The following is a 20,940-nucleotide window of genomic DNA, read 5'->3' on the forward strand; positions in this document are numbered from 1 at the left end:
GGTGATTACCATTGGCATGATGGTTACAAAACGCCCAGTGCCGACGTCTTTGTTAATAAAGAGGGCAGTCTCCTATATATGCCCACTAAGAATCAGGAAATAAGAAACCACATTACACTAAATGAAGAAACTACTATTTTCAGCAGCCGCTGCCATGATGCTTGTCCCAAGGGCAGGCATGGCGACGGACATTTTCGTTTCGACCTCGTTTCATGAACCCGCCAACGAAGGACTGCGCTTCATCTATAGCCGCGACGGCATACATTGGGACAGTATTCCCGGCACCTTCCTCAAGCCGGAGGTAGGCACGCAGAAGGTGATGCGTGACCCGTCGATAGTGAAAGGTCCCGACGGCACATACCATTTCGTGTGGACCTGTAGCTGGAGAGGCGACAGAGGGTTCGGATACTCATCGTCGAAAGATTTGATACACTGGACACCGGAGCGTTTCATCGAAGTGATGAAAGACACCACCACCGTCAATGTGTGGGCGCCGGAACTCTTCTACGACGACGTGAAGAAGCAGTATATGATAATATGGGCATCCTGCATACCGGGAAAATTCCCCGACGGTATAGAGGAACACAAGAACAACCACCGTCTGTACTACTGCACTACAAAAGACTTCAATACCTTCTCAGAGACCAAACTCCTTATCGATCCCGGTTTCAGTTGTATCGACGCTACGATGGTGAAAAAGGGAAAAGACGACTATGTGATGGTGCTGAAAGACAATACCCGCAAGCAGCGCAACATCAAGGTGGCATTCTCAAAGACACCCTACGGTCCGTGGAGTGAGGCTTCAGAACCATTCACACCGATGTATAGCGAAGGTCCGTCTACGGCATACGTCAACGGATGGTGGTATATATATTACGACTGGTATCGCCAGTTTATCTATGGCGCACAGCGCACGAAGGATTTCAAACACTTCCAGGACCAGACGGGAGCCGTTTCCTTCCCCGACGGTCATAAACATGGCACCGTGTTCATGGCACCGGAGGAACTTGTGGAGAACCTTATAAAATACAACAGCAGTGCCGTTCACTACACCGGCAACGACATTTCCCTGCCATCGCGCCATGACGGCGGACTCTCCCCCGTGGTGGGAGTGCATAGCATACAGACCATGCGTGCCGAAAAGGGAGCCACATACAACCACCAGCCGATGATTGCATACTGGAAGGGAAAGTTCTATATGCACTATCTCACTGACCCACGCAGCGAGCACGAGCCGCCAGGAGTCACCATGCTGCAGACCTCTACTGACGGATACACATGGACAGACCCCGTGAAGCTGTTCCCTGAATACAAAGTGCCAGACGGCTTTGAAAAGCCTGAAAAATATCCGGGCCTGAAGGCAAAGGATCTTATGGCAATCATGCACCAGAGAGTGGGGTGGTATGTATCTAAGAAGACAGGCAAGCTCCTGGCTATGGGCAACTACGTAGTGTCGATGACACCGAAAGACAACCCCACCGACGGCAACGGCATCGGCAGAGTGGTGAGGGAGATAAAGAGCGACGGCACCTTCGGCCCCGTATACTTCATCTACTACAACCACGGTTTCAATGCCGGCAACACAGACTTCCCGTACTACAAGAAATCCAAAGACAAAGCCTTCGTCAAGGCTTGCGACGAACTGCTCGCCGACCCGATGGCACGCATGCAGTGGGCTGAAGAGGCTGACCGCGGCGATGACATACTGCCGCTGAAGACACCATATAAGGCATTCTCAGGCTACACGCTGCCAAACGGATGGAAGGTGGGACTCTGGAAACACGGACTGACTACCATCAGCTGTGATGGCGGCAACACATGGCGCACTCCGGCAAAGCGCGCTCATGGCTTCGTGACATCCACAGGAAAGATTTGGGGGCAGAGACTTTCCGACGGAACTTATGCCACGGTATATAATCCTGCGGAATACAGATGGCCACTTGCCATCTCGCTGAGTGCCGACGGACTGGAATATACTACGCTGAATCTTGTCAACGGAGAGATAACCCCAGAGCGCCATGGCGGTAACTACAAGAACTACGGTCCGCAATACACCCGTGGCATCCAGGAGGGCAACGGCACTCCGGCAGACGGAAACATGTGGGTCACCTACAGTAACAATAAGGAGGACATGTGGGTTTCGCGCATCACAGTGCCTGTACAGACTGCTGCAACATCTCATGCCGATACAGACTTCTCCGCATATTCAAAGCTTGCAGATATGGCAGACTGGAACATCTATTCTCCAAAGTGGGCACCTGTCGCTCTCGATGGGAAATGGTTGAAGCTGTCAGACAAAGACCCTTACGACTATGCCAAGGTGGAACGTATGATACCTGCCACAAAGGAGCTTACCGTAGAGTTTGATGTCCAGGCAGCACAGAACGGTCATGGAGAGCTTGATGTGGAGTTTGTCGACGCCAAAGGACAGGCTTGCTCCCGTATAGTGCTCGACTCTCTCGGACTGATGAAGGTGAAGGGCGGTCCGCGTTTCGGTACCATGCTCAAGAACTATAAGGCAGGAGAAACCTATCGTGTGAAGGCTGTTCTTTCTACCGACATGCATGCCGGCACATATTATATCAACGGCAAGAAGGTGTGTCAGCGCCAGTTCGACACTCCTGTGGAGGCAATAACAAGGGTGGTGTTCCGCACCGGTCCGCTCTTTGCAGAGCCAAACAACGAGACTCCGGCAGACCAGTATTTCGACATGCCGCGTGCCGACGAGTCGGATCCCGTGGCTACATTCTCTATCGCAAATGTGAAGACCTACGCTGCTGATGCTGACGGGCAGGCTGCTGTGCTGAAGTTTGACGACTACAAACACTACATCGACTACTTCAATACGATGGAGGACGAGAACATCGCCAACGCTATCCCCAACAGCAAGGCGGCGGAATGGATGAGCAAGAACGTGCCGCTCTTCGACTGTCCGCAGGATAATTTCCGTGAGATGTATTACTACCGTTGGTGGACTCTGCGCAAGCATATCAAGCGCACCCCAGTGGGTTACGGCATGACGGAATTCCTCGTGCAGCGTTCGTATGCCGACCGCTACAACCTCATTGCCTGTGCCATCGGCCACCACGTGATGGAGACCCGATGGCTGCGCGACACAACATACATCAACCAGATTCTCAACACCTGGTATCATGGAAACGATGGCAAGGCGATGCAGAAGATGGATAAATTCAGCTCCTGGAACCCTGCCGCAGTGTATGAGGCTTATAAGGTGAACGGCAACAGGTCGTTTGTCGACTCTCTGAAGCCTTCGCTCGAAGAGGAGTATGCTCGTTGGCAGAAGACCCACCGTCTTGACAACGGACTCTACTGGCAGGAGGATGTGCGCGACGGAATGGAAGAGAGTGCCAGCGGAGGTAGAAGGAAAAAGTTTGCGCGTCCTACGATAAACAGCTATATGTATGGCAACGCCATGGCGCTTGCAGAGATGAACAAGCTTGCCGGCGATGAGGCTAAAGCTGCAGAATACAACAAGGAGGCTGCAGAACTGAAAGAGCTTGTGGAGAACAAGCTATGGAACGGCAAACATGAGTTCTTTGAAACGTTACAGACCGATACTCTCGCAAATGTACGCGAGGCTATAGGCTTCATACCGTGGTATTTCAATATGCCTGACAACAAAAAGTATGATGCCGCGTGGAAGCAGGTTACCGACGAGAAGGGCTTCTCTGCCCCTTACGGACTTACCACCTGTGAGCGTCGCTCGCCGCTCTTCCGCACCCATGGTACAGGAACTTGTGAGTGGGATGGTGCCGTATGGCCTTTCGCCACGAGTCAGACGCTGACGGCAATGGCAAACTATATAAACAACTACCCGGAGCCTATTGTAGGCAGCAACGAGTTCTTCCATGATATGGAGGTGTATGTAGAAAGCCAGCACCATCGCGGCAGACCATATATCGGTGAGTATCTCGATGAGACAAACGGTGTATGGCTCATGGGCGACCGTGAGCGCAGCCGCTACTACAACCACTCTACCTTCAACGACCTGATGATAACTGGCATCATAGGCTTGCGTCCGCAGGCTGACGGCAGCATTATCGTCAATCCGCTTGTGCCGGAAGGAAAATGGGATTATTTCTGTCTCGACAACGTGATGTATCACGGCAAGAACATCTCCGTGGTCTACGACAAGACCGGTTCTCACTATCGCCACGGCAAGGGTCTCATCCTGCTTGTCAACGGCAAGAAGGTGGCACAGCGGGACACGCTCGGAAAACTTGAATATAAATTATAGTTATCGTTATTCACAATAAAATCGGAGCGCTTGTAGTTCTCTATAAAACAAAGAGAATTCCGGGCTCTCCGATTTCTTGTATTAAAATCAAAAAATAATCATGAAGAGAAATTCAATTCTTATAGCAGCCCTGTTTGCCGGCACCCTTTGCCAGGCACAGACTTTTGAGACGAAATATGCACGTCCGCTTGGTGATGTGCTCAATGACGTGGCAAAGAGATTCGACGTTAGACTGAAGTTCAATGTAGACACCGCCGGACTGAAACTCGACTATGCCGACTTCCGTGTTCGTCCGTATTCTCTGGAGGAGACGTTTGACAATATCCTGAAGCCCTTCGACTTTTATGCCCTCAAGCAGAAGGGCAACCTCTATAAGATAAAGAAATATGAATATCCGCGCCGTCAGGCTTCCGACGGATGGAAACTCCTGCCGTATCTCGCTTCCAAATATAGCGACCGGGCGTCATGGGAGCTGCGTCGCGACTCACTGCGTCGTGAGGTGCGCCAGCGTCTCGGCATCGACCCGTTGCTCGCCCGCTGTTCCAAGGAGAAGCCTCTCGTGTCGAAAATAAGGAAATACGACGGATATACCGTTCAGAACTTCTGTATGAAAACCGTAGACGGACATACCGTGAAGGGGTCAATATATACTCCTGCCACCAAGGGCAAGCATCCGCTTATCATCTGCCCCAACGGACATTTCGTCAACGGCAGATATGGCACCGTGCAGCAGCAGCGTCTTGCCACACTCGCCCGTATGGGAGCCATCTGTGTGGATTATGACCTGTGGGGATGGGGCGAATCAGAAGATGAAGTGGGGGCAAAGGCCCATCAGACAGCCGAGGCTCATCAGATGCAGGCCCTCAACGGCATACGCATCCTCGACTGGATGATAAACCGCAAGGATGTAGACAAGACGAGAGTGGGAGTGAACGGTGGTTCGGGAGGCGGCACACAGACCGTACTTCTCACAGCTCTCGACGACCGCTATACGGCTGCCAATCCGGTGGTGAGCCTCTCGTCGTGGTTTGATGGCGGCTGTCCCTGCGAGAGCGGCATGCCGATACAGCTCGCTGGCGGCGGCACGTGTAATGCAGAAATAGCAGCCATGTTCGCTCCGAAACCGATGATGCTCGTAAGCGATGGCGGCGACTGGACCTCTACCACTCCCGAACTGGAATATCCCTATCTGCAGCGCATCTATGGATTCTATGGCAAGAAGGAGAATATAAGCAATGTCCATCTGCCGAATGAGCGTCATGACTTCGGCCCGAACAAGCGCAATGCCGTTTATGATTTCTTCATCAAGACCTTCCGTCTCGATGCCTCTAAACTCGACGAGAGTAAGGTGACGATAGAAAAAGAAGAACAGTTGAAGTTTGGAAATAAATGAGTAGACGAGTAAACAAGTAGACGGGTAAACGAGTTGTCAAGTAGATATGTCCTTATCAGATAGACCATCGGCAGGCCATAGAAATTTCTTTGTCAACTTGTTTACCCGTCCACTTGTTTACTCGTCTACTCGTCTACTATTTAGTATATCCCAACGACAACACGCTCAGTGCCTTTGCACCGCCTTTGAGAAGTTCCTTTCCGCATTCCATTATCGTGGAACCCGTAGTCACCACATCGTCAATGATAAGCACATGCTTGTCTCTTATTTTCTTTGCGTCGCGTAGCGCAAAAGCATTCTCCACATTCTCCCTCCTTTCATATCCCCTGAGTCTTGTCTGCGACCCATTGTAGACTGTCCTCTCCACCGCCTTGTCTGCGATGGGGATTCCCGTAGCCTCACTTATTCCGAGCGCCAGATGATAACTCTGGTTGTAACCTCTTTCCCGCTTTCGCTTTTTCGTTATCGGGATAGGCACAATCACGTCGATGCCGTCGAAGAATCCCGCTTCACCGCATTCCCTTGCCATTATGTGTCCCATGTCTTCAGCCACATCCCATCTTCCCTCATATTTCATTTTCAGCATTATGCCCGACGATGGCGAGTGGGGCAGATAATAGAACAGTGCCGCAGCCTTCTCTATCGGCATCAGTCCCCAGAAACACTGTGCCATCTCATTGTCGTATGGAGAGGAGCAGAATGCGGTGCGCGGCAGATGCAGGTTGCACGCCATGCAGATGGAGTCTTCGGTTATGCCGAGCCTCTCATGACACACGGTGCAGAGCCTTGGCATCATGAGGTCGAAAATGCGTCTTGGAAAACTTATTCTCACTTGCATGTCGTTATCGTATTTTTTTTTCTGCTATGCTGATTGCTATAATATCTCCAGCGCTATGGCAGCGCAGGCTTCAGCATCTGCCAGGGCATGATGATGGTTTGTCAGGTCATAACCGCAGCGGGCGGCGATGATGTCGAGGTTGTGCCTGCCTTTTGGCCATACCCGGCGTGATGCTATGCATGTGCAGTAGAACGGGTAGTCGGGGTAGTCCATCTGGTATACGCGGAACACGGCTTTCAGACAACTCTCGTCGAACGCCTTGTTGTGGGCAACGAGGGGCAGTCCGGCAATCTTCGGCTCTATCTGCTTCCACACTTCGGGAAAGACAGGAGCATCTTCTGTGTCGGCAGCGCACAGACCATGCACCCGCATGCACACATAACTGTAGTATTCTGGTTCGGGTTTGATTAGCGAGTAGAACTTGTCCACTATCTCACCGCCCCTGACTATCACGATGCCCACAGAGCAGACCGATGATCGCTCGCTGTTGGCAGTCTCGAAATCTATTGCTGCAAAATCCTGCATTCTTATCAGTTTTATATTATTGTCAACATCCCCTTGTTCTCTGGGATATTGCAAAAATACACAATTTCTCAGTCATATAAGCATCTCTGTTTGTTTTCTCTCTAAAAAATATTTTGATGGGCTTGACTCCTGTCTGGGAGAAAAATGTTGTTGAAATGTGTTATTCAAGCAGAATATTATGATGGTGTGAACAAAGAAGATACACCAGAGCAATATCTTTGCAGTCGAAACGTTATCTATATGAATGTAATGATAGGGGTGATGGAGAATAAAATTTTTGCAAATAACGGTTCTTCTATCGTCCTATATACGACAGACGATGGCAACACCCAACTTGAAGTAAAGTTGGAGAAAGATACCGTGTGGCTTACACAAAGTCAGATTGCTGAATTGTTCGGAAGAGACCGTACTGTAATAACGCGCCATATAAGAAACATCTTCAAGTAGGGTGAATTGGATGAAAATATCACATGTGCAAAATTTGCACATATGGGTACAGGCCAAGATCAAACTTATGAAACAAATTCTGCCCATCAGGGGCAAGGTGCTTGCCCATGTTGGGTAAGCAGCGTTCCCACTTGGGGCAAGCATCGTGCCCGTTTTCCGAAGATTTACTGTGCTTGCCCATGGTTGATTTTTTTATTTTCAGCAAATTAGCCAAATGGGAGATATGTCGCATTAAACGTATGAAAATTTCCTTATGCCATGTTTTTTGTATACTTTTGCCAAACGATAGGCAAGGAAGAGAAAACAAGTGATATGAGAATAGAAGAAATACTGGCTATGGAAATTGGCGACAGACAGTTCTGCCGTACTGAGATACAGGCTGACGATGTGGAACGGGTGCTCAGGGCAGCGCTCCTTGCCACTTGTGGCAAGGAAGGGAACTCTGTGGAGCTATACCCCGTTGAAGACCCGCATCTGCTGGAACGTCTTGCAGATGCCAGAGACCATGGTGCGGAATGCATCGCTCAGGCACCGATGGCAGTGACAGTGGTTGCCGACCGCCTCTATGATGGGGCGTGGGTGGAAAACTGTTCTGCTGTAGTGTGGGCGATGTGTGCGCAGGCGGCAGAAAGGCAACTGGCTTACCATTCGGTGCAGATAAGAGGCTATCAGCTCACCGACGGTACCATGTCTGACGAGGTGGTGAGAGGAATTCTCGACATTCCGGAGAGCAAGACGGTGTATGCGGTGGTGGCGATAGGCACTGCTGATAAACCTGCGTCACAGGCAGAAATAGATGATGACCAGCTCGAGTGGCAGCGAATACATATAGGTTGACTCTTCTGCTGCATGGCAAACAGGAAAATTTGCCAACCCCAAATCATAACGCAACGAAAAAATACAAGGACAGGATATGAAGATAGTTTTTGTGGGGGCAGGAAATCTTGCCACCAACGTGGCCAGGGCGTTGAAAGACGCCGGTCATGAGATAACACAGGTGTATAGTCGCACACAGGCGTCTGCCGATGCACTTGCCTCTCAGGTGGGGGCAGATGCGGTGTCAGACCTTGACGGTGTGGCAAGAGAAGCCGATATATATATAGTGTCGGTGAAAGACGGGGCGCTCAGCGATGTGGTGGCACGATTGTGCGACGGCAGCCGCCGTGGACTCTTCGTCCATACGGCAGGCAGCATCCCGATGAGCATCTTCGATGGACATGCCGGCCGCTACGGAGTGTTCTATCCCATGCAGTCGTTTTCAAAGCAGCGACAGGTGGATTTCACCGACGTTTCCATCTTCGTTGAGGCGCGCTATGAGAGCGACCTGCGGTTGCTTACAGACCTCGGCAGCAGTCTCTCGCAGCATGTCATGCAGCTGGATTCGGAAGGCCGCAAACATCTGCACCTGGCGGCAGTCTTCGCCTGCAACTTCGTGAACCACTGCTACGACCTCGCTTCAGAAGTCCTCGACAGATACGACATCCCCTTCAGTTCGATGCTGCCGCTCATCGACGAGACGGCGCGCAAGGTGCATAGCATGTCGCCGAAGTCAGCCCAGACCGGTCCTGCCATCCGCTACGACGAGAATGTGATAGGTATGCAGAGCAGGATGCTCGCCTACGACGACCGCATCAGGCAGATATACGACATCATGAGCAAGAGCATTCATGAGAGAAACGAGAAGTGACGCCGGAGGTGACGCCCGCTTGGAGGTTTGCCCTCGGTTGGAATCCGTACCATTAATCAGTTATAGCAAACAAACAGAGAAAGATATGATAGACTACGATTTGAAGAAGATACGCGCCGTGATATTCGATGTTGACGGAGTGCTCAGTGCCAGTACGATAAACCTGCATCCGTCGGGAGAACCGATGCGCACGGTGAACATCAAGGACGGATACGCCATACAGTTGGCAGTGAAGCAAGGACTCCACATCGCCATCATGACAGGAGCCACCGTTGACAGCATCCGTATCAGATACGAGAGGCTCGGAGTGAAAGACGTGTTTACGGCGTGCTCGGTGAAGATAAAGACATACGACAAGTTCCTTTCCGACAACGGACTCACCGACGAGGAGGTGATCTTCGTGGGCGACGACATCCCCGACTATGAAGTGATGAGCCGTTCGGGCTGCCCCTGCTGCCCTTCAGACGCCTGTCCCGACATCAAGGCCATCAGCCGTTACATCTCGCAGGCCGTGGGCGGACATGGAGTGGGGCGCGACATCATAGAGCAGGTGCTCAGGGCGCAGGGAAAATGGCTCGCCGACAAGAAAGCCTTCGGATGGTGATTGCCCTGTGAGTTCGTTGGCAGTTCGGTAAGTGTCAGACATGCAGTACTGCTATATAATATATAAAAGGTGGGATAATCAAGCGAAAAGAGTCTGCATGAGCGATGGCATGACAACAAGAGCAACCATAACCCCTGCATAAGCATCTTAAAGACAAAATAATGCGTATAAAATTTGCAGGGTTTGTTTTTTTTCGTAATTTTGTGGCAATTATGTTATTACCATAAATCTAACAGAAAAAATGTTGTATGTAGCATTGCCCGACAATACGCAGCATCGCTTGCCGTTCTATCTCGCCATGGAAGAATATGTGGCGAAAACCATTGATGAGGAAGACTGCTTCTTCATGTGGCAGGTGCAGCCTAGCGTGATATTCGGCAGGAACCAACTGGTGGAAGCCGAGGTAAATCTCGACTACTGCAGGGAACATTCGGTACAGACCTACAGAAGAAAAAGCGGTGGAGGATGCGTGTATGCGGATATGAGCAATATCATGTTCTCTTATGTCACGAAAGACGAACACGTGAACTTCACTTTCAACAAATATATAAACATGGTGGTGATGGTGCTCCAGAAACTGGGGCTCGACGCCAAGGCTACGGGGCGCAACGATGTGCTCATCGGCGACAGGAAAGTCAGCGGCAACGCCTTCTATCATGTGCCGGGACGCAGCATAGTGCATGGCACGATGCTCTTCGACACCGACATGCAGAACATGGTGGGAGCCATCACGCCGTCGGACCAGAAACTGCTCAGCAAGGGCATTCAGAGCGTGCGCCAGCGCATAGCCCTGCTCAAAGACTATCTCGACATCGACATCGAGCAGTTCAAGACCTTCGTCAGACAGAACCTCTGCGACTCGGAGATGACGCTGACAGACCACGATGTGGAACTGATAAAGGAGATAGAGGAGGAATATCTTACCGATGATTTCATTTACGGCAAAAATCCACGATATGCCGTGGTGAAGCGAGGACATATAGATAATGTAGGCGACATGGAGGTGAGGTTGGAGATGAAGAACAACATCATAAAGAGCGCCGCCATGGTGGGAGATTTCTTCATCGTGGGCGACATCGACGAGAATCTCCTCAAACCCATACGTGGCGTGGCGCTCACGGAGGGAGAACTGACAAAGGCACTGCCGGAGAAACTCGACGAGGTGGTGATGAACCTCAAGAGGGAAAGCTTCGTGGAGCTGCTGCTCAGCTGACACGCCACACCGGAAAGAATCTAAAAAAGAGAACCCTATAAAAACACATATCATTATGGAAAACAAAAGAACATGTCTCTATGACAAGCACGTGAAGCAAGGCGCGTTGATAAGCCCATTCGGTGGTTTCGACATGCCTATCCAGTATTCAACAATCATCGACGAGCATCAGGCAGTGAGAACAGACTGCGGCGTGTTCGACGTGTCACACATGGGTGAGGTGACCGTGAAGGGAGCCGACGCCGAGCGCTATGTGCAGCATATCTTCACCAACGACGTGAGCAAGATAGAGGCCGGACAGATTCTCTACGGCATGATGCTCTACGACAATGGTGGAACCGTAGATGACCTTCTCGTATACAAGATGGCTGAGAATGACTTCTTTCTCGTGATAAACGCTGCCAATATCGACAAAGACTGGGAGTGGATGCAGAAACAGTCAGAGGGCTTCAACATTGAGCTTCTGAACCGTTCAGAGGACTACGGGCAGATTGCTGTTCAGGGACCTAACGCTGAAACCGTCGTTGAGGAAGTGCTCGGCATAGCTTGCAAGGAGCTGACTTTCTATACTGTCAAGACCATTGGCGACGTGATAGTAAGCCGCACGGGATATACCGGAGAAGACGGATTTGAAATCTATGCAAGCCATAATTATATTTGTGACTGCTGGGACAAACTGATGGAGAGCGGACGCTGCAAGCCTTGCGGACTCGGATGCCGCGACACTCTCAGATTTGAAGTGGGACTGCCTCTGTATGGCGATGAACTGTCGGCAGACATCTCTCCAGTGATGGCAGGGCTCTCTATGTTCTGCAAACTCGACAAAGAGGAGTTTGTGGGCAAGAATGCCCTCGTTGACCAGAAGACAAACGGCGTGGCACAGAAGCTCGTGGGAATAGAACTCGAAGGAAAGGCCATTCCACGTCATGGATACACAGTGCTGAAAGACGGTGAGCCTGTAGGCGAGGTGACCACTGGCTATCATTCCATTTCAACGGACAAGAGCGTGTGCATGGCTCTCGTAAAGGCAGAGTATGGCAAGCTCGGAACGCCGCTTGAGGTTCAGATCAGAAAGAAGACCTTCCCAGGCGTTGTGGTGAAGAAGCGTTTCTACGACAAACACTACAAGAAATAATGGCAACGGTAAATCATTGAAACTTTAGACAAATATTTTTTCATAAAACAATAATCCAATAAAATATAATACTATGGCAAAAGTAATTGAAGGACTCTACTATGCAGAGTCACACGAATATGTAAAGGTAGAAGGTGAGTTCGGCTATATCGGTATCACAGACTATGCACAGAACGCATTGGGCAACATCGTATATGTAGACATGCCTGATACAGACGACGAGGTAGAGGCAGGTGAGGATTTCGGAGCCGTTGAGAGCGTGAAGGCTGCCAGCGACCTGACTTCTCCTGTAAGTGGAACAGTGGTAGAGGTGAACGAGGCTCTTGAGGACACACCGGAGATTATCAACCAGGATGCTTTCGCCAACTGGATAATCAAGGTGGAGCTCTCTGACAAGACAGAGCTCGACAACCTTATGGACGCTGCGGCATACGCTGAGTTCTGCGAGAAGGAAGCTCACTAAGAGAACGGCACGTTTTGTATGACTCTTCATTTTCTATAATATGGAATACAAGTATTTTCCTCACACGGAAAGTGAGATAAAGGAAATGCTCGACATCGTAGGAGTAGGTTCGCTCGACGAACTCTACTCTGATGTGCCGGAGGAGATCCGCTTCAAGAAGGAATACGACCTTCCGGAGGCAATGAGCGAGATGGAGGTGAGAAGATTCTTCGAAGCTCTGGGCAATGAGAACAAGAGACTGGTATGCTTTGCCGGTGCCGGCGTTTACGACCATTACACGCCAGCCGTGGTGGGACGTATCGTGCAGCGCTCTGAGTTCCTCACATCATATACTCCATACCAGGCAGAGATATCACAGGGCACGCTCCACTACATCTTCGAATATCAGTCGATGATGGCTGAACTGACAGGCATGGATATTTCTAACGCTTCTATGTATGACGGTTCCACAGCCACTGCAGAGGCTATGATGATGGCTGTGGCTGCAGGAAAGAAGTGTGACACGGTGCTCGTTTCTGAAACCGTAGACAAGAAGGTGCTCACCGTGGTGAAGACATACGCCAAGTTCCACGGCGTGAACATCGTGATGGTGAAGGAAAACGATGGCATCACCGACAAAGCTGATTTCCAGGAGAAGATAGCGCAGAAGGGTGTTGCCGGAGTAATCGTACAGCAGCCTAACCGTTATGGCATCGTGGAAGACTATGCCGGATATGCCGACACTGCCCACGACAACAAGGCGCTGATGATAATGAATGGAGTGGCTGCTGACTATGCCGTGCTCAAGACACCGGCAGAATGGGGAGCCGACATCGCAGTGGGCGACGGACAGAGTCTCGGAGTGCCGATGATGTTCGGTGGTCCATACGTGGGATATATGTGCTGCACAGAGAAGCTCATCCGCAAGATGCCGGGACGCATCGTAGGAATGACGGAAGACAGCCGCGGACAGCGTGCCTTCGTGCTCACATTGCAGGCCAGAGAGCAGCATATCCGCCGGCAGAAGGCTACATCCAACATATGCTCCAACCAGAGCCTCATGGCTCTTTTCGTTACCGTATACATGGCGGTGATGGGAAAGAAGGGAGTGAAGGAAGCTGGCGAACTGTCGTATGCCGGAGCTCACTACATGATGGACAAACTCGTGGAGACGGGACATTTCAAACCAACGTTCCAGAAACCGTTCTTCAATGAATTCTGCGTTGAATACGACGGAGACGTTGACGTGCTGCAGAAGAAGTTCGTTGACAACGGATTCCTCGGAGGAGTGAAGATGGGCGACCATACTATCATGTTTGCAGTGACGGAGCAGCGCTCCAAGGAAGAGATAGATAACCTTATTAAGTTAATCTGAAAAAGTTTGTCTGATTATGAATAACAAATTATACGGAAACTTGATTTTCGAACTGTCGCATCCTGGCAGAAAGGGTTACTCTCTTCCTGACAACAAATTCGGTGATTATGAGGTGCCTGCAGAGATGCGCAGGGAGAACGACGCACAGTTGCCTGAGTGTGACGAGATGACCGTGGTGAGACACTATACCAACCATAGCGGAAACAACTTCGGCGTGGACAACGGATTCTATCCGCTTGGCAGCTGCACGATGAAATACAACCCAGCCATAAACGAGGAGATTCCAGGTATGGCAGACTTCAGGGATATACATCCGCTGCAGCCTGTTGACACGGTGAAGGGATGTCTCGATGTTTGTGCCGGACTGAGAAAAGCTCTCTCTGAGATTGCCGGTCTTGCAGACTTCACTCTCAACCCGTTTGCCGGTGCTCACGGTGAGCTTACCGGACTGATGGTGATCAGAAGATATCATGAGAGCAGGGGCGACGAAAAGAGAACAAAGGTGATCGTGCCAAACTCGGCACACGGTACCAACCCGGCTTCTGCCGCGGTCTGCGGACTGGAAATCGTGGAGGTGAAGAGTACTGCCGATGGAGTGGTGGACGTTGACGACCTGAGAGGACTCCTCGACGACACTATCGCTGCTGTAATGATGACCAACCCGAATACTCTCGGACTATTCGAGAGAAACATTCCAGAGATTGCCAAGCTCGTTCATGAGTGTGGTGCACTGATGTATTACGATGGAGCGAACCTCAATCCGATGCTCGGCGCTTGTCGTCCTGGTGACATGGGATTCGACGTGATGCACATCAACCTGCACAAGACATTCTCTACACCTCACGGAGGTGGCGGACCAGGAAGCGGCCCGGTGGGAGTGAGAAAGGGACTGGAGCAGTTCCTGCCCGACAACGAGCATGACTCGACACTCAGCGTCAGTCCGTATCACGGCAATTTCGGCGTTATCCTCAAGGCATACACCTACATACTTTCTCTCGGCAAGGAGTATATCAAATATGTAGGACCGCTTGCCACACTCAATGCCAACTATATCAAGGAGTCGTTGAAGGATGTATATGAACTGCCTATCGCAGGACTCTGCAAGCATGAGTTCGTATTCAACGGCCTGGCAGACAAGTCTACAGGCATCACCACTATGGATGTGGCTAAACGCTTGCTCGACTATGGGTATCATGCGCCGACCATCTACTTCCCGCTGCTCTTCCACGAGGCAATGATGATAGAGCCTACAGAAAGCGAGAGCAAGGTGACGATAGACGGATTCATCGAGGTGATGAGGAAAATCGCCGAGGAGGCAAAGAATGAGCCAGAACTGCTGAAGTCAGCGCCACACAATACTCCTATCGGAAGAGTGGACGATGTGTTGGCAGCAAAGCATCCTGTGGTGACATATAAGAGCATGCTAAATGATTGATTCTATATGGATTTCAATTTGATAATCATCGGTGGCGGTCCTGGTGGATACAAGACCGCCACTTATGCCGCATCCAAGGGACTGACGGTATTGGTAGTGGAGAAAGACGAACTGGGAGGCACATGTCTCAACCGTGGCTGTATTCCCACCAAGACTTACGCGCGGCTCGCTGAGGTGATAGAGACGATGAAGGATGCCGGGAGCTATGCGCTCGACGGTGTGACATACAGTTTTGATTTCGCCAAGGCTTTCGTCCGCAAGCAGCAGGTGGTGGAGACTCTGCGCGGAGGCATCGCCACACTACTGTCGGCTTCAGGCATAACGCTCGTCAAAGGTATGGCTGTGATGAAAGACGCCCATACAGTGGTAGTTGACGGTAAGGATTATTCTGCCGACAACATCATCATAGCCACTGGCTCCGTGTCAAAGTCGTTGCCTATCCCAGATCTTGACAAAGAGATGGTGTGCGACTCCGACTGGCTTCTCGACACCGACGTGCTGCCGAAGCGCATCTGCATAGTTGGTGCCGGAGTGATAGGAATGGAGTTTGCAAGCATACTCAATTCTTTCGGTTGTGAGGTAACAGTAGTGGAATTCCTCAAGGAATGTCTGCCGCCAATCGACAGCGATATCGCCAAACGCCTGCGCAAATGTCTTGAGAAGAGAGGCGTTACCTTCTATATGCAGTCTGCCCTCAAGGGAGCGGTTTCCGGAAAGGTTACCTTTGAGCGCAAGGGCAAGGTGACAGAGGTGGAGGCCGACAAGGTGTTGCTTGCCGTTGGCAGAAAACCGCTTACTGATGGACTCGGTCTTGATGAGGTGGGAATAAAATACGATGCCAAGGGAATTGCCGTTGACGACAATATGCTCACCTCTGTAGAGAACGTGTATGCCATTGGCGACGTTAACGGCAGACAGATGCTTGCCCATGCAGCAGAGATGCAGGGCAAGAGGGCCGTGAACGCTATCGTAGGCTGTGGCGACGATATCCGCTTCGATGTGATGCCGGCAGCGGTATTCACATTGCCTGAGGCTGCCAGCGTGGGCAAGACGGAGGATGCCCTCAAGGCTGAAGGTGCTGATTATCGCAGCATAAAGCATTACTATCGTGCCAACGGCAAGGCCGTGGCGATGAACGAGACGGAGGGTATGCTGAAGCTTCTCACCGATGCCGGAGGCAAGGTGGTGGGCTGCCATGTATATGGAGCACATGCCGCCGACCTGGTTCAGGAGGTCAGTGCACTGATGTGTCAGAACATCACGGTGGAAAAGCTTGATGACATCACTCATATACATCCTACTCTGAGCGAGATTATAGTGGGATAATGCCTGCTTGACAATATCTTTCTGAAGTTACCGCCTCTATCGTGTGCCATGCGACATGAGAGACGGTAGCTTCTTCATTTCATAATTCAAGGGGGAAAACACAACGAGTGGAACCCTAAAGCAACGATTCTATAAAATGAATTTCTTTAAAAAACTGTTTGGCGTTGCCAAAGAAGAAAAGACTCCTACAGTGGAGGAACTGCAGCGTGCTGACGAGAAGAACTTCGACATACTGAAGTTTGACGGCGTGAAGGCACTCAAGATAAACAGTGTAGGGTATGCAATAGAATGTTTTACCCATGCCCTCAACATCAAGGAAGACCTTGAAGTGAGAGACTATCTCTCTCAAGCTTACGTGGGAGTGGGAGACTACAACAATGCGTATCAGCAACTGGAAAAGCTGGCGCAGGCACAGCCCGACAATATCGGAATATTCCTGCGTATGGCAGGCATTGCCTACGTGATGGAAAACTATGTGCTCATGTCTGCCTCTTGTGAGAAGGCGCTGCTCGTAGATTCCAAGTCTGTTGAGGCCCTCTTCCTCTATGCAAAAGCTTGCATCGGCACCGACGACATCACAAATGCCGTGGCAATGCTTACCAAGGCTATAGCGCTTAATGAGGAGTATGCTGAGGCTTACCTGCTGCGTGGAGAGGTGTATCTGTCTGACGGCAATCTTGATGATGCCGACAACGATGCGGCTTATCTCCTGAACAATTATCCTGACAACGAAGAGGCGCTGATGCTGAAGGCGAACATCGAGAACAAACGTGGAAATGCAGAACAGGCGATGGAATACTACGGAAAGGTAATCGACGTGAATCCATTCTCAAAAGAAGCGCTGGAGAACCGTGCCTTGTTGCGCAAGCAGGCCGGCGATGCCGAGGGCGCCAAGAGCGATGAGGAACGTCTCAACGAGATATTGTCTCGTGAGCAGGAAGAGGGGGACCAGCAGGGAATAGAGTCAAAGGTGAAGGAAAGCTACAACAATATCAATCCTTTGGGAATATAAGCTTATTATTTCAAGAAAAATCATTACCTTTGCAGCCGCTTTCATCAAAAGATGATGGATGGCATAATAACAGTTCATCCCAAATCGTCTGTCAGACCTTGTCTTGATTTGACAGTTTGGGACTTAGCGAGTGCTTGACAAACCTCCATGTCCGTGTTTGCACTGGAAACAGAGCCGCCGGACTAAACAAAACAAGAATCATGAAAGTAAGCAACAATAGTGTGAGTGTGCTGTTTATGCTTTTCAGCGTGCTCTTCTGCGTCTGCCTCATTACGGCAAACGTGCTCGAAACAAAGCAGATTTCAATAGGATGGGTCAATATCACCGGCGGACTGCTGGTGTTTCCCGTGTCGTATATCATCAACGATTGCGTGTGTGAGGTGTGGGGCTATAAGAAATCCCGACTGCTCATCTGGCTCGGTTTTCTGATGAACTTCATCTTCGTTTCCTTCGGTGCTTTGGCTGATGCCATACCAGGAGCACCATATTGGGATAATGAAGCCGGATTCCATGCCGTGTTCGGACTGGCGCCACGTATAGCCTTGGCTTCCTTCCTCGCGTTTCTCGTAGGCTCGTTCATCAACGCCTATGTGATGAGCCGCATGAAGGTGTCGTCAGGCGGGAAGCATTTCGCCCTGCGTGCCGTGATGAGCACTGTGTATGGCGAGACCGCCGATTCAATAATCTTTTTCCCGCTTGCCCTTGGTGGGGTGGTGCCACTTGCGGAATTGCCCAAACTCATTATCTCACAGATTGTGCTGAAGACGGTCTATGAGATTGTGGTGCTGCCGATAACGATGAGGGTGGTAGGGAAAACGAAGCAGATAGAGGGTGTTGACACCTACGACCGTGACATAAACTACGGTGTGTTCAAAATTGGTAATATCTAAAAATGTTCGTATGACAAATAGCGAAAACAGACAGGACGAGGGATTGCATGCCCTCGGCAAGAAGACGGAGTATAGGCAGGACTATGCGCCTGAGGTGCTTGAGACCTTCGAGAACAAGCATCAGACGAATGACTATTGGGTGCAGTTCAACTGTCCTGAGTTCACTACGCTGTGTCCTATCACGGGACAGCCTGACTTCGGAGAGATAATCATAAAATACATTCCCGACGTGCGTATGGTGGAAAGCAAGAGCCTGAAGCTGTATCTCTTCAGCTTCCGCAACCATGGCGACTTTCATGAGGATTGTGTCAATATCATAATGAAAGACCTCGTGAAGCTCATGGATCCACGTTACATCGAAGTGACGGGAATATTCAAGCCCCGTGGAGGAATAAGCATATTCCCATTTGCCAACTATGGCAGACCGGGGACTAAATACGAAAAGCTGGCAGAGCAGCGCTTCATGCAGCATGCCCTGTAGCAGATTCCGTAGCTTGTCCCAAGCGCGGATGCAGCAGCATTCCGTGTGGGGTTAATCTTCAAGATATCCTTTCGTGAACATGTCATACGACAGGGCCTCAAGTTCCTTGAGAGTCATCTGTCCTAAGGCATGTTCAATTTTTTTTATCAGTTCCTCGCGCTTGTAGTCGTTGTCGTCCGAAAGACGGTCTGTGAATGTTACCATTATCGTTATTGTTGTGTTATATAAAGCCTTTTCCGGCAATCGCCAACTGAGAGCGGGGGTGATTATCGGAATGGTTCACGAATATTATTTCTGCAAAGTTACGCAAATATTTCTTCGGATGGACATAAATAGCTAACTTTGCACTGCAATTAAGTTAAGAAATCAACGATGAAGATAGGGTTTGACAATGATAAGTATCAGTCTATACAGTCTGAACACATAAAGGAGAGAATATCCCAGTTTGATGGAAAGTTGTATCTGGAGCTTGGAGGAAAGCTCTTCGATGACCATCATGCCAGTCGTGTGCTGCCTGGTTTTTTGCCAGACAGCAAGCTGCGTATGTTCCAGAAAATCAACGACAGCATAGAGATTGTCATAGTAATCAGTGCTACAGACATTGAGAAGAACAAGAAACGGGCCGACCTCGGTATCACCTACGACGAGGATGTGCTCCGGCTCAGAGGCGAATTCCAGGGCCGTGGCTTCATGGTAGGTTCTGTGGTCATCACCCACTGGGGCGGACAGCCGGCAGCCGTGGCTTTCAAGCAGCGTCTGGAACGTCTTGGCATCAGGACCTATTGCCACTATCTCATTGAGGGCTATCCTCACAACGTGGAACTGATAGCTTCTGACGAAGGATTCGGCAAGAACGACTATGTGGAGACCGAGCGTCCGCTCGTCATCGTCACCGCTCCCGGTCCGGGCAGCGGCAAGATGGCAGTGTGTCTGAGTCAGCTCTATAATGAGAACAAGCGTGGCGTCAGGGCAGGATATGCCAAGTTTGAGACCTTCCCGGTGTGGAACCTTCCGCTCAAGCATCCTGTCAACATTGCCTATGAGGCAGCTACGGCCGACCTCAATGACGTTAACATGATAGACCCGTTCCACCTTGAAGCGTACAATAAGATTGCCATCAACTACAACCGCGACATAGAAATCTTCCCTGTGCTCAACGCTCTCTTCGAGGGTATCTATGGCACCAATCCATACAAGTCGCCAACGGACATGGGCGTCAACATGGTGGGGTTCTGCATCAGTGATGACGATGTGTGTGTGGAGGCATCGAAGAACGAGATTATCCGCCGCTATTACGCAGCCACGAATAAACTTGCGCTCGGAGCATGTAATGATGCGGAGATAAAGAAGATACAGCTCCTCATGCAGCAGGCAAAGATTTCTACCGACTTCCGTCGAGTCACCACAGCGGCAAAGGGACGTCTCAATGAAACGGGACATACGTCGGCAGCTATAGAACTGCAAGACGGCACGATAATATCCGCCAATTCCAGTCCGCTGCTTGGTTGCAGTGCCGCTCTCATTCTTAATGTCACCAAACATCTTGCTGGCATAGACCACGACCTGAAGCTCATCCCGGAGTCTATGATAGAGCCTATCCAGCACACCAAAATCAGTTACTTGGGTGGCCACAACCCTCGTTTGCACACAGATGAAGTGATTGTCGCCTTGTCTGTACTCTCTGAGCAGGACGAGAACTGCCGTCGCGCCTTGGAGCAGTTGCCTAAACTGCGCGACTGTCAGGTTCATTCCACGGTGATGCTGAGCGATGTAGACCAGCGCATATTCAAGAAGCTCGGTGTGCAGCTTACCTGTGAACCCGTGATGAAGACGGTGAAGAGATAATAAACGCCAAACGGCATATAGCCGATAGGGATAA

At 50.5% G+C, this 20,940-nt stretch carries 18 protein-coding genes and 2 pseudogenes; 17 read left to right on the forward strand and 3 right to left on the reverse strand.

Features of this window, described 5'->3' with window-relative positions; translation table 11 throughout:
- Window positions 1-121: 121 nt before the first annotated feature.
- The 3 genes and pseudogenes from CCC32_RS12730 to CCC32_RS11245 form a co-directional block, all read left to right on the forward strand.
- Window positions 122-1,027, forward strand: a pseudogene (locus tag CCC32_RS12730) (glycoside hydrolase family 43 protein); the annotation flags it as partial.
- The gene (locus CCC32_RS11240) at window positions 1,010-4,258 is read left to right on the forward strand and encodes an MGH1-like glycoside hydrolase domain-containing protein (RefSeq protein WP_353756581.1); all 3,249 of its coding nucleotides are present in this window, start codon (window positions 1,010-1,012) and stop codon (window positions 4,256-4,258) included. The pseudogene CCC32_RS12730 and the gene CCC32_RS11240, both read left to right, overlap by 18 nt.
- Window positions 4,259-4,358: 100 nt before the next feature.
- Window positions 4,359-5,648, forward strand: a pseudogene (locus CCC32_RS11245) (alpha/beta hydrolase family protein); the annotation flags it as partial.
- A 139-nt stretch (window positions 5,649-5,787) separates the two neighbouring features.
- Here the strand turns inward: CCC32_RS11245 and CCC32_RS11250 are convergent.
- The gene (locus CCC32_RS11250; RefSeq protein ID WP_022316139.1) at window positions 5,788-6,489 is read right to left on the reverse strand and encodes a ComF family protein; all 702 of its coding nucleotides are present in this window, start codon (window positions 6,487-6,489) and stop codon (window positions 5,788-5,790) included.
- 36 nt (window positions 6,490-6,525) lie between these two features.
- Complete coding sequence (locus CCC32_RS11255) at window positions 6,526-7,014, reverse strand: 3'-5' exonuclease (protein ID WP_044064697.1); 489 nt, start codon at window positions 7,012-7,014, stop codon at window positions 6,526-6,528.
- A gap of 261 nt (window positions 7,015-7,275) precedes the next feature.
- Here CCC32_RS11255 and CCC32_RS11260 point away from each other — a divergent pair, with 261 nt between their 5' ends.
- The 13 genes from CCC32_RS11260 to queF all read left to right on the forward strand — a co-directional run bounded on the left by CCC32_RS11260 (window position 7,276) and on the right by queF (window position 19,061).
- Window positions 7,276-7,461, forward strand: coding sequence for a virulence RhuM family protein (locus tag CCC32_RS11260; protein WP_353756570.1), 186 nt, complete (start codon window positions 7,276-7,278; stop codon window positions 7,459-7,461).
- 312 nt (window positions 7,462-7,773) lie between these two features.
- Window positions 7,774-8,298, forward strand: coding sequence for a nitroreductase family protein (locus CCC32_RS11265; protein ID WP_287074589.1), 525 nt, complete (start codon window positions 7,774-7,776; stop codon window positions 8,296-8,298).
- A 61-nt stretch (window positions 8,299-8,359) separates the two neighbouring features.
- Window positions 8,360-9,148: a Rossmann-like and DUF2520 domain-containing protein gene (locus tag CCC32_RS11270; RefSeq protein ID WP_416340623.1), complete on the forward strand. Its 789-nt coding sequence runs from the start codon at window positions 8,360-8,362 to the stop codon at window positions 9,146-9,148.
- An 85-nt stretch (window positions 9,149-9,233) separates the two neighbouring features.
- On the forward strand, window positions 9,234-9,752 hold the full coding sequence (locus CCC32_RS11275) for a KdsC family phosphatase (protein ID WP_042520051.1): 519 nt from the start codon (window positions 9,234-9,236) through the stop codon (window positions 9,750-9,752).
- 241 nt (window positions 9,753-9,993) lie between these two features.
- Complete coding sequence (gene lplA, locus CCC32_RS11280; protein WP_287074595.1) at window positions 9,994-10,965, forward strand: lipoate--protein ligase; 972 nt, start codon at window positions 9,994-9,996, stop codon at window positions 10,963-10,965.
- A gap of 55 nt (window positions 10,966-11,020) precedes the next feature.
- A complete protein-coding gene (gcvT, locus tag CCC32_RS11285) occupies window positions 11,021-12,100 on the forward strand; it encodes a glycine cleavage system aminomethyltransferase GcvT (RefSeq protein WP_287074597.1) in 1,080 nt (359 codons plus the stop codon).
- Window positions 12,101-12,173: 73 nt separating this feature from the next.
- Complete coding sequence (gene gcvH, locus CCC32_RS11290; RefSeq protein WP_022316147.1) at window positions 12,174-12,563, forward strand: glycine cleavage system protein GcvH; 390 nt, start codon at window positions 12,174-12,176, stop codon at window positions 12,561-12,563.
- A 40-nt stretch (window positions 12,564-12,603) separates the two neighbouring features.
- Entirely contained in the window at window positions 12,604-13,917 is a 1,314-nt protein-coding gene (gcvPA, locus tag CCC32_RS11295; protein ID WP_044075385.1) for an aminomethyl-transferring glycine dehydrogenase subunit GcvPA, read from the forward strand.
- Between the two features lie 16 nt (window positions 13,918-13,933).
- On the forward strand, window positions 13,934-15,352 hold the full coding sequence (gene gcvPB / locus CCC32_RS11300; protein ID WP_044064704.1) for an aminomethyl-transferring glycine dehydrogenase subunit GcvPB: 1,419 nt from the start codon (window positions 13,934-13,936) through the stop codon (window positions 15,350-15,352).
- Window positions 15,353-15,358: 6 nt separating this feature from the next.
- Complete coding sequence (gene lpdA / locus CCC32_RS11305; protein WP_287074600.1) at window positions 15,359-16,678, forward strand: dihydrolipoyl dehydrogenase; 1,320 nt, start codon at window positions 15,359-15,361, stop codon at window positions 16,676-16,678.
- A 136-nt stretch (window positions 16,679-16,814) separates the two neighbouring features.
- Window positions 16,815-17,690, forward strand: coding sequence for a tetratricopeptide repeat protein (locus CCC32_RS11310; protein WP_042520045.1), 876 nt, complete (start codon window positions 16,815-16,817; stop codon window positions 17,688-17,690).
- A 200-nt stretch (window positions 17,691-17,890) separates the two neighbouring features.
- Complete coding sequence (locus CCC32_RS11315; protein WP_287074603.1) at window positions 17,891-18,580, forward strand: queuosine precursor transporter; 690 nt, start codon at window positions 17,891-17,893, stop codon at window positions 18,578-18,580.
- A gap of 10 nt (window positions 18,581-18,590) precedes the next feature.
- Complete coding sequence (gene queF, locus CCC32_RS11320; RefSeq protein WP_022316152.1) at window positions 18,591-19,061, forward strand: preQ(1) synthase; 471 nt, start codon at window positions 18,591-18,593, stop codon at window positions 19,059-19,061.
- Window positions 19,062-19,112: 51 nt separating this feature from the next.
- Here queF and CCC32_RS11325 read toward each other — a convergent pair whose 3' ends face one another.
- Window positions 19,113-19,265, reverse strand: a complete 153-nt coding sequence (locus CCC32_RS11325; RefSeq protein ID WP_022316153.1) for a hypothetical protein — start codon at window positions 19,263-19,265, stop codon at window positions 19,113-19,115.
- A 168-nt stretch (window positions 19,266-19,433) separates the two neighbouring features.
- On the opposite strand from CCC32_RS11325, the gene CCC32_RS11330 reads away from it, so the two are divergent.
- The gene (locus CCC32_RS11330; protein WP_022316154.1) at window positions 19,434-20,906 is read left to right on the forward strand and encodes a DUF1846 domain-containing protein; all 1,473 of its coding nucleotides are present in this window, start codon (window positions 19,434-19,436) and stop codon (window positions 20,904-20,906) included.
- Window positions 20,907-20,940: the final 34 nt, after the last annotated feature.

It is taken from the genome of Prevotella sp. LMAG:51 (assembly GCF_008680225.1).
Classification (GTDB): Bacteria; Bacteroidota; Bacteroidia; order Bacteroidales; family Bacteroidaceae; genus Prevotella; species Prevotella pectinovora.

Coding starts and splice junctions, on each gene's coding strand:
- CCC32_RS11250 (WP_022316139.1), bottom strand. CDS start 6,489: ATGCAAGTGAGAATAAGTTTTCCAAGACGCATTTTCGACCTCATGATG.
- CCC32_RS11255 (WP_044064697.1), bottom strand. CDS start 7,014: ATGCAGGATTTTGCAGCAATAGATTTCGAGACTGCCAACAGCGAGCGA.
- CCC32_RS11260 (WP_353756570.1), top strand. CDS start 7,276: ATGGAGAATAAAATTTTTGCAAATAACGGTTCTTCTATCGTCCTATAT.
- CCC32_RS11265 (WP_287074589.1), top strand. CDS start 7,774: ATGAGAATAGAAGAAATACTGGCTATGGAAATTGGCGACAGACAGTTC.
- CCC32_RS11275 (WP_042520051.1), top strand. CDS start 9,234: ATGATAGACTACGATTTGAAGAAGATACGCGCCGTGATATTCGATGTT.
- lplA (WP_287074595.1), top strand. CDS start 9,994: ATGTTGTATGTAGCATTGCCCGACAATACGCAGCATCGCTTGCCGTTC.
- gcvT (WP_287074597.1), top strand. CDS start 11,021: ATGGAAAACAAAAGAACATGTCTCTATGACAAGCACGTGAAGCAAGGC.
- gcvH (WP_022316147.1), top strand. CDS start 12,174: ATGGCAAAAGTAATTGAAGGACTCTACTATGCAGAGTCACACGAATAT.
- gcvPA (WP_044075385.1), top strand. CDS start 12,604: ATGGAATACAAGTATTTTCCTCACACGGAAAGTGAGATAAAGGAAATG.
- gcvPB (WP_044064704.1), top strand. CDS start 13,934: ATGAATAACAAATTATACGGAAACTTGATTTTCGAACTGTCGCATCCT.
- lpdA (WP_287074600.1), top strand. CDS start 15,359: ATGGATTTCAATTTGATAATCATCGGTGGCGGTCCTGGTGGATACAAG.
- CCC32_RS11310 (WP_042520045.1), top strand. CDS start 16,815: ATGAATTTCTTTAAAAAACTGTTTGGCGTTGCCAAAGAAGAAAAGACT.
- CCC32_RS11315 (WP_287074603.1), top strand. CDS start 17,891: ATGAAAGTAAGCAACAATAGTGTGAGTGTGCTGTTTATGCTTTTCAGC.
- queF (WP_022316152.1), top strand. CDS start 18,591: ATGACAAATAGCGAAAACAGACAGGACGAGGGATTGCATGCCCTCGGC.
- CCC32_RS11325 (WP_022316153.1), bottom strand. CDS start 19,265: ATGGTAACATTCACAGACCGTCTTTCGGACGACAACGACTACAAGCGC.
- CCC32_RS11330 (WP_022316154.1), top strand. CDS start 19,434: ATGAAGATAGGGTTTGACAATGATAAGTATCAGTCTATACAGTCTGAA.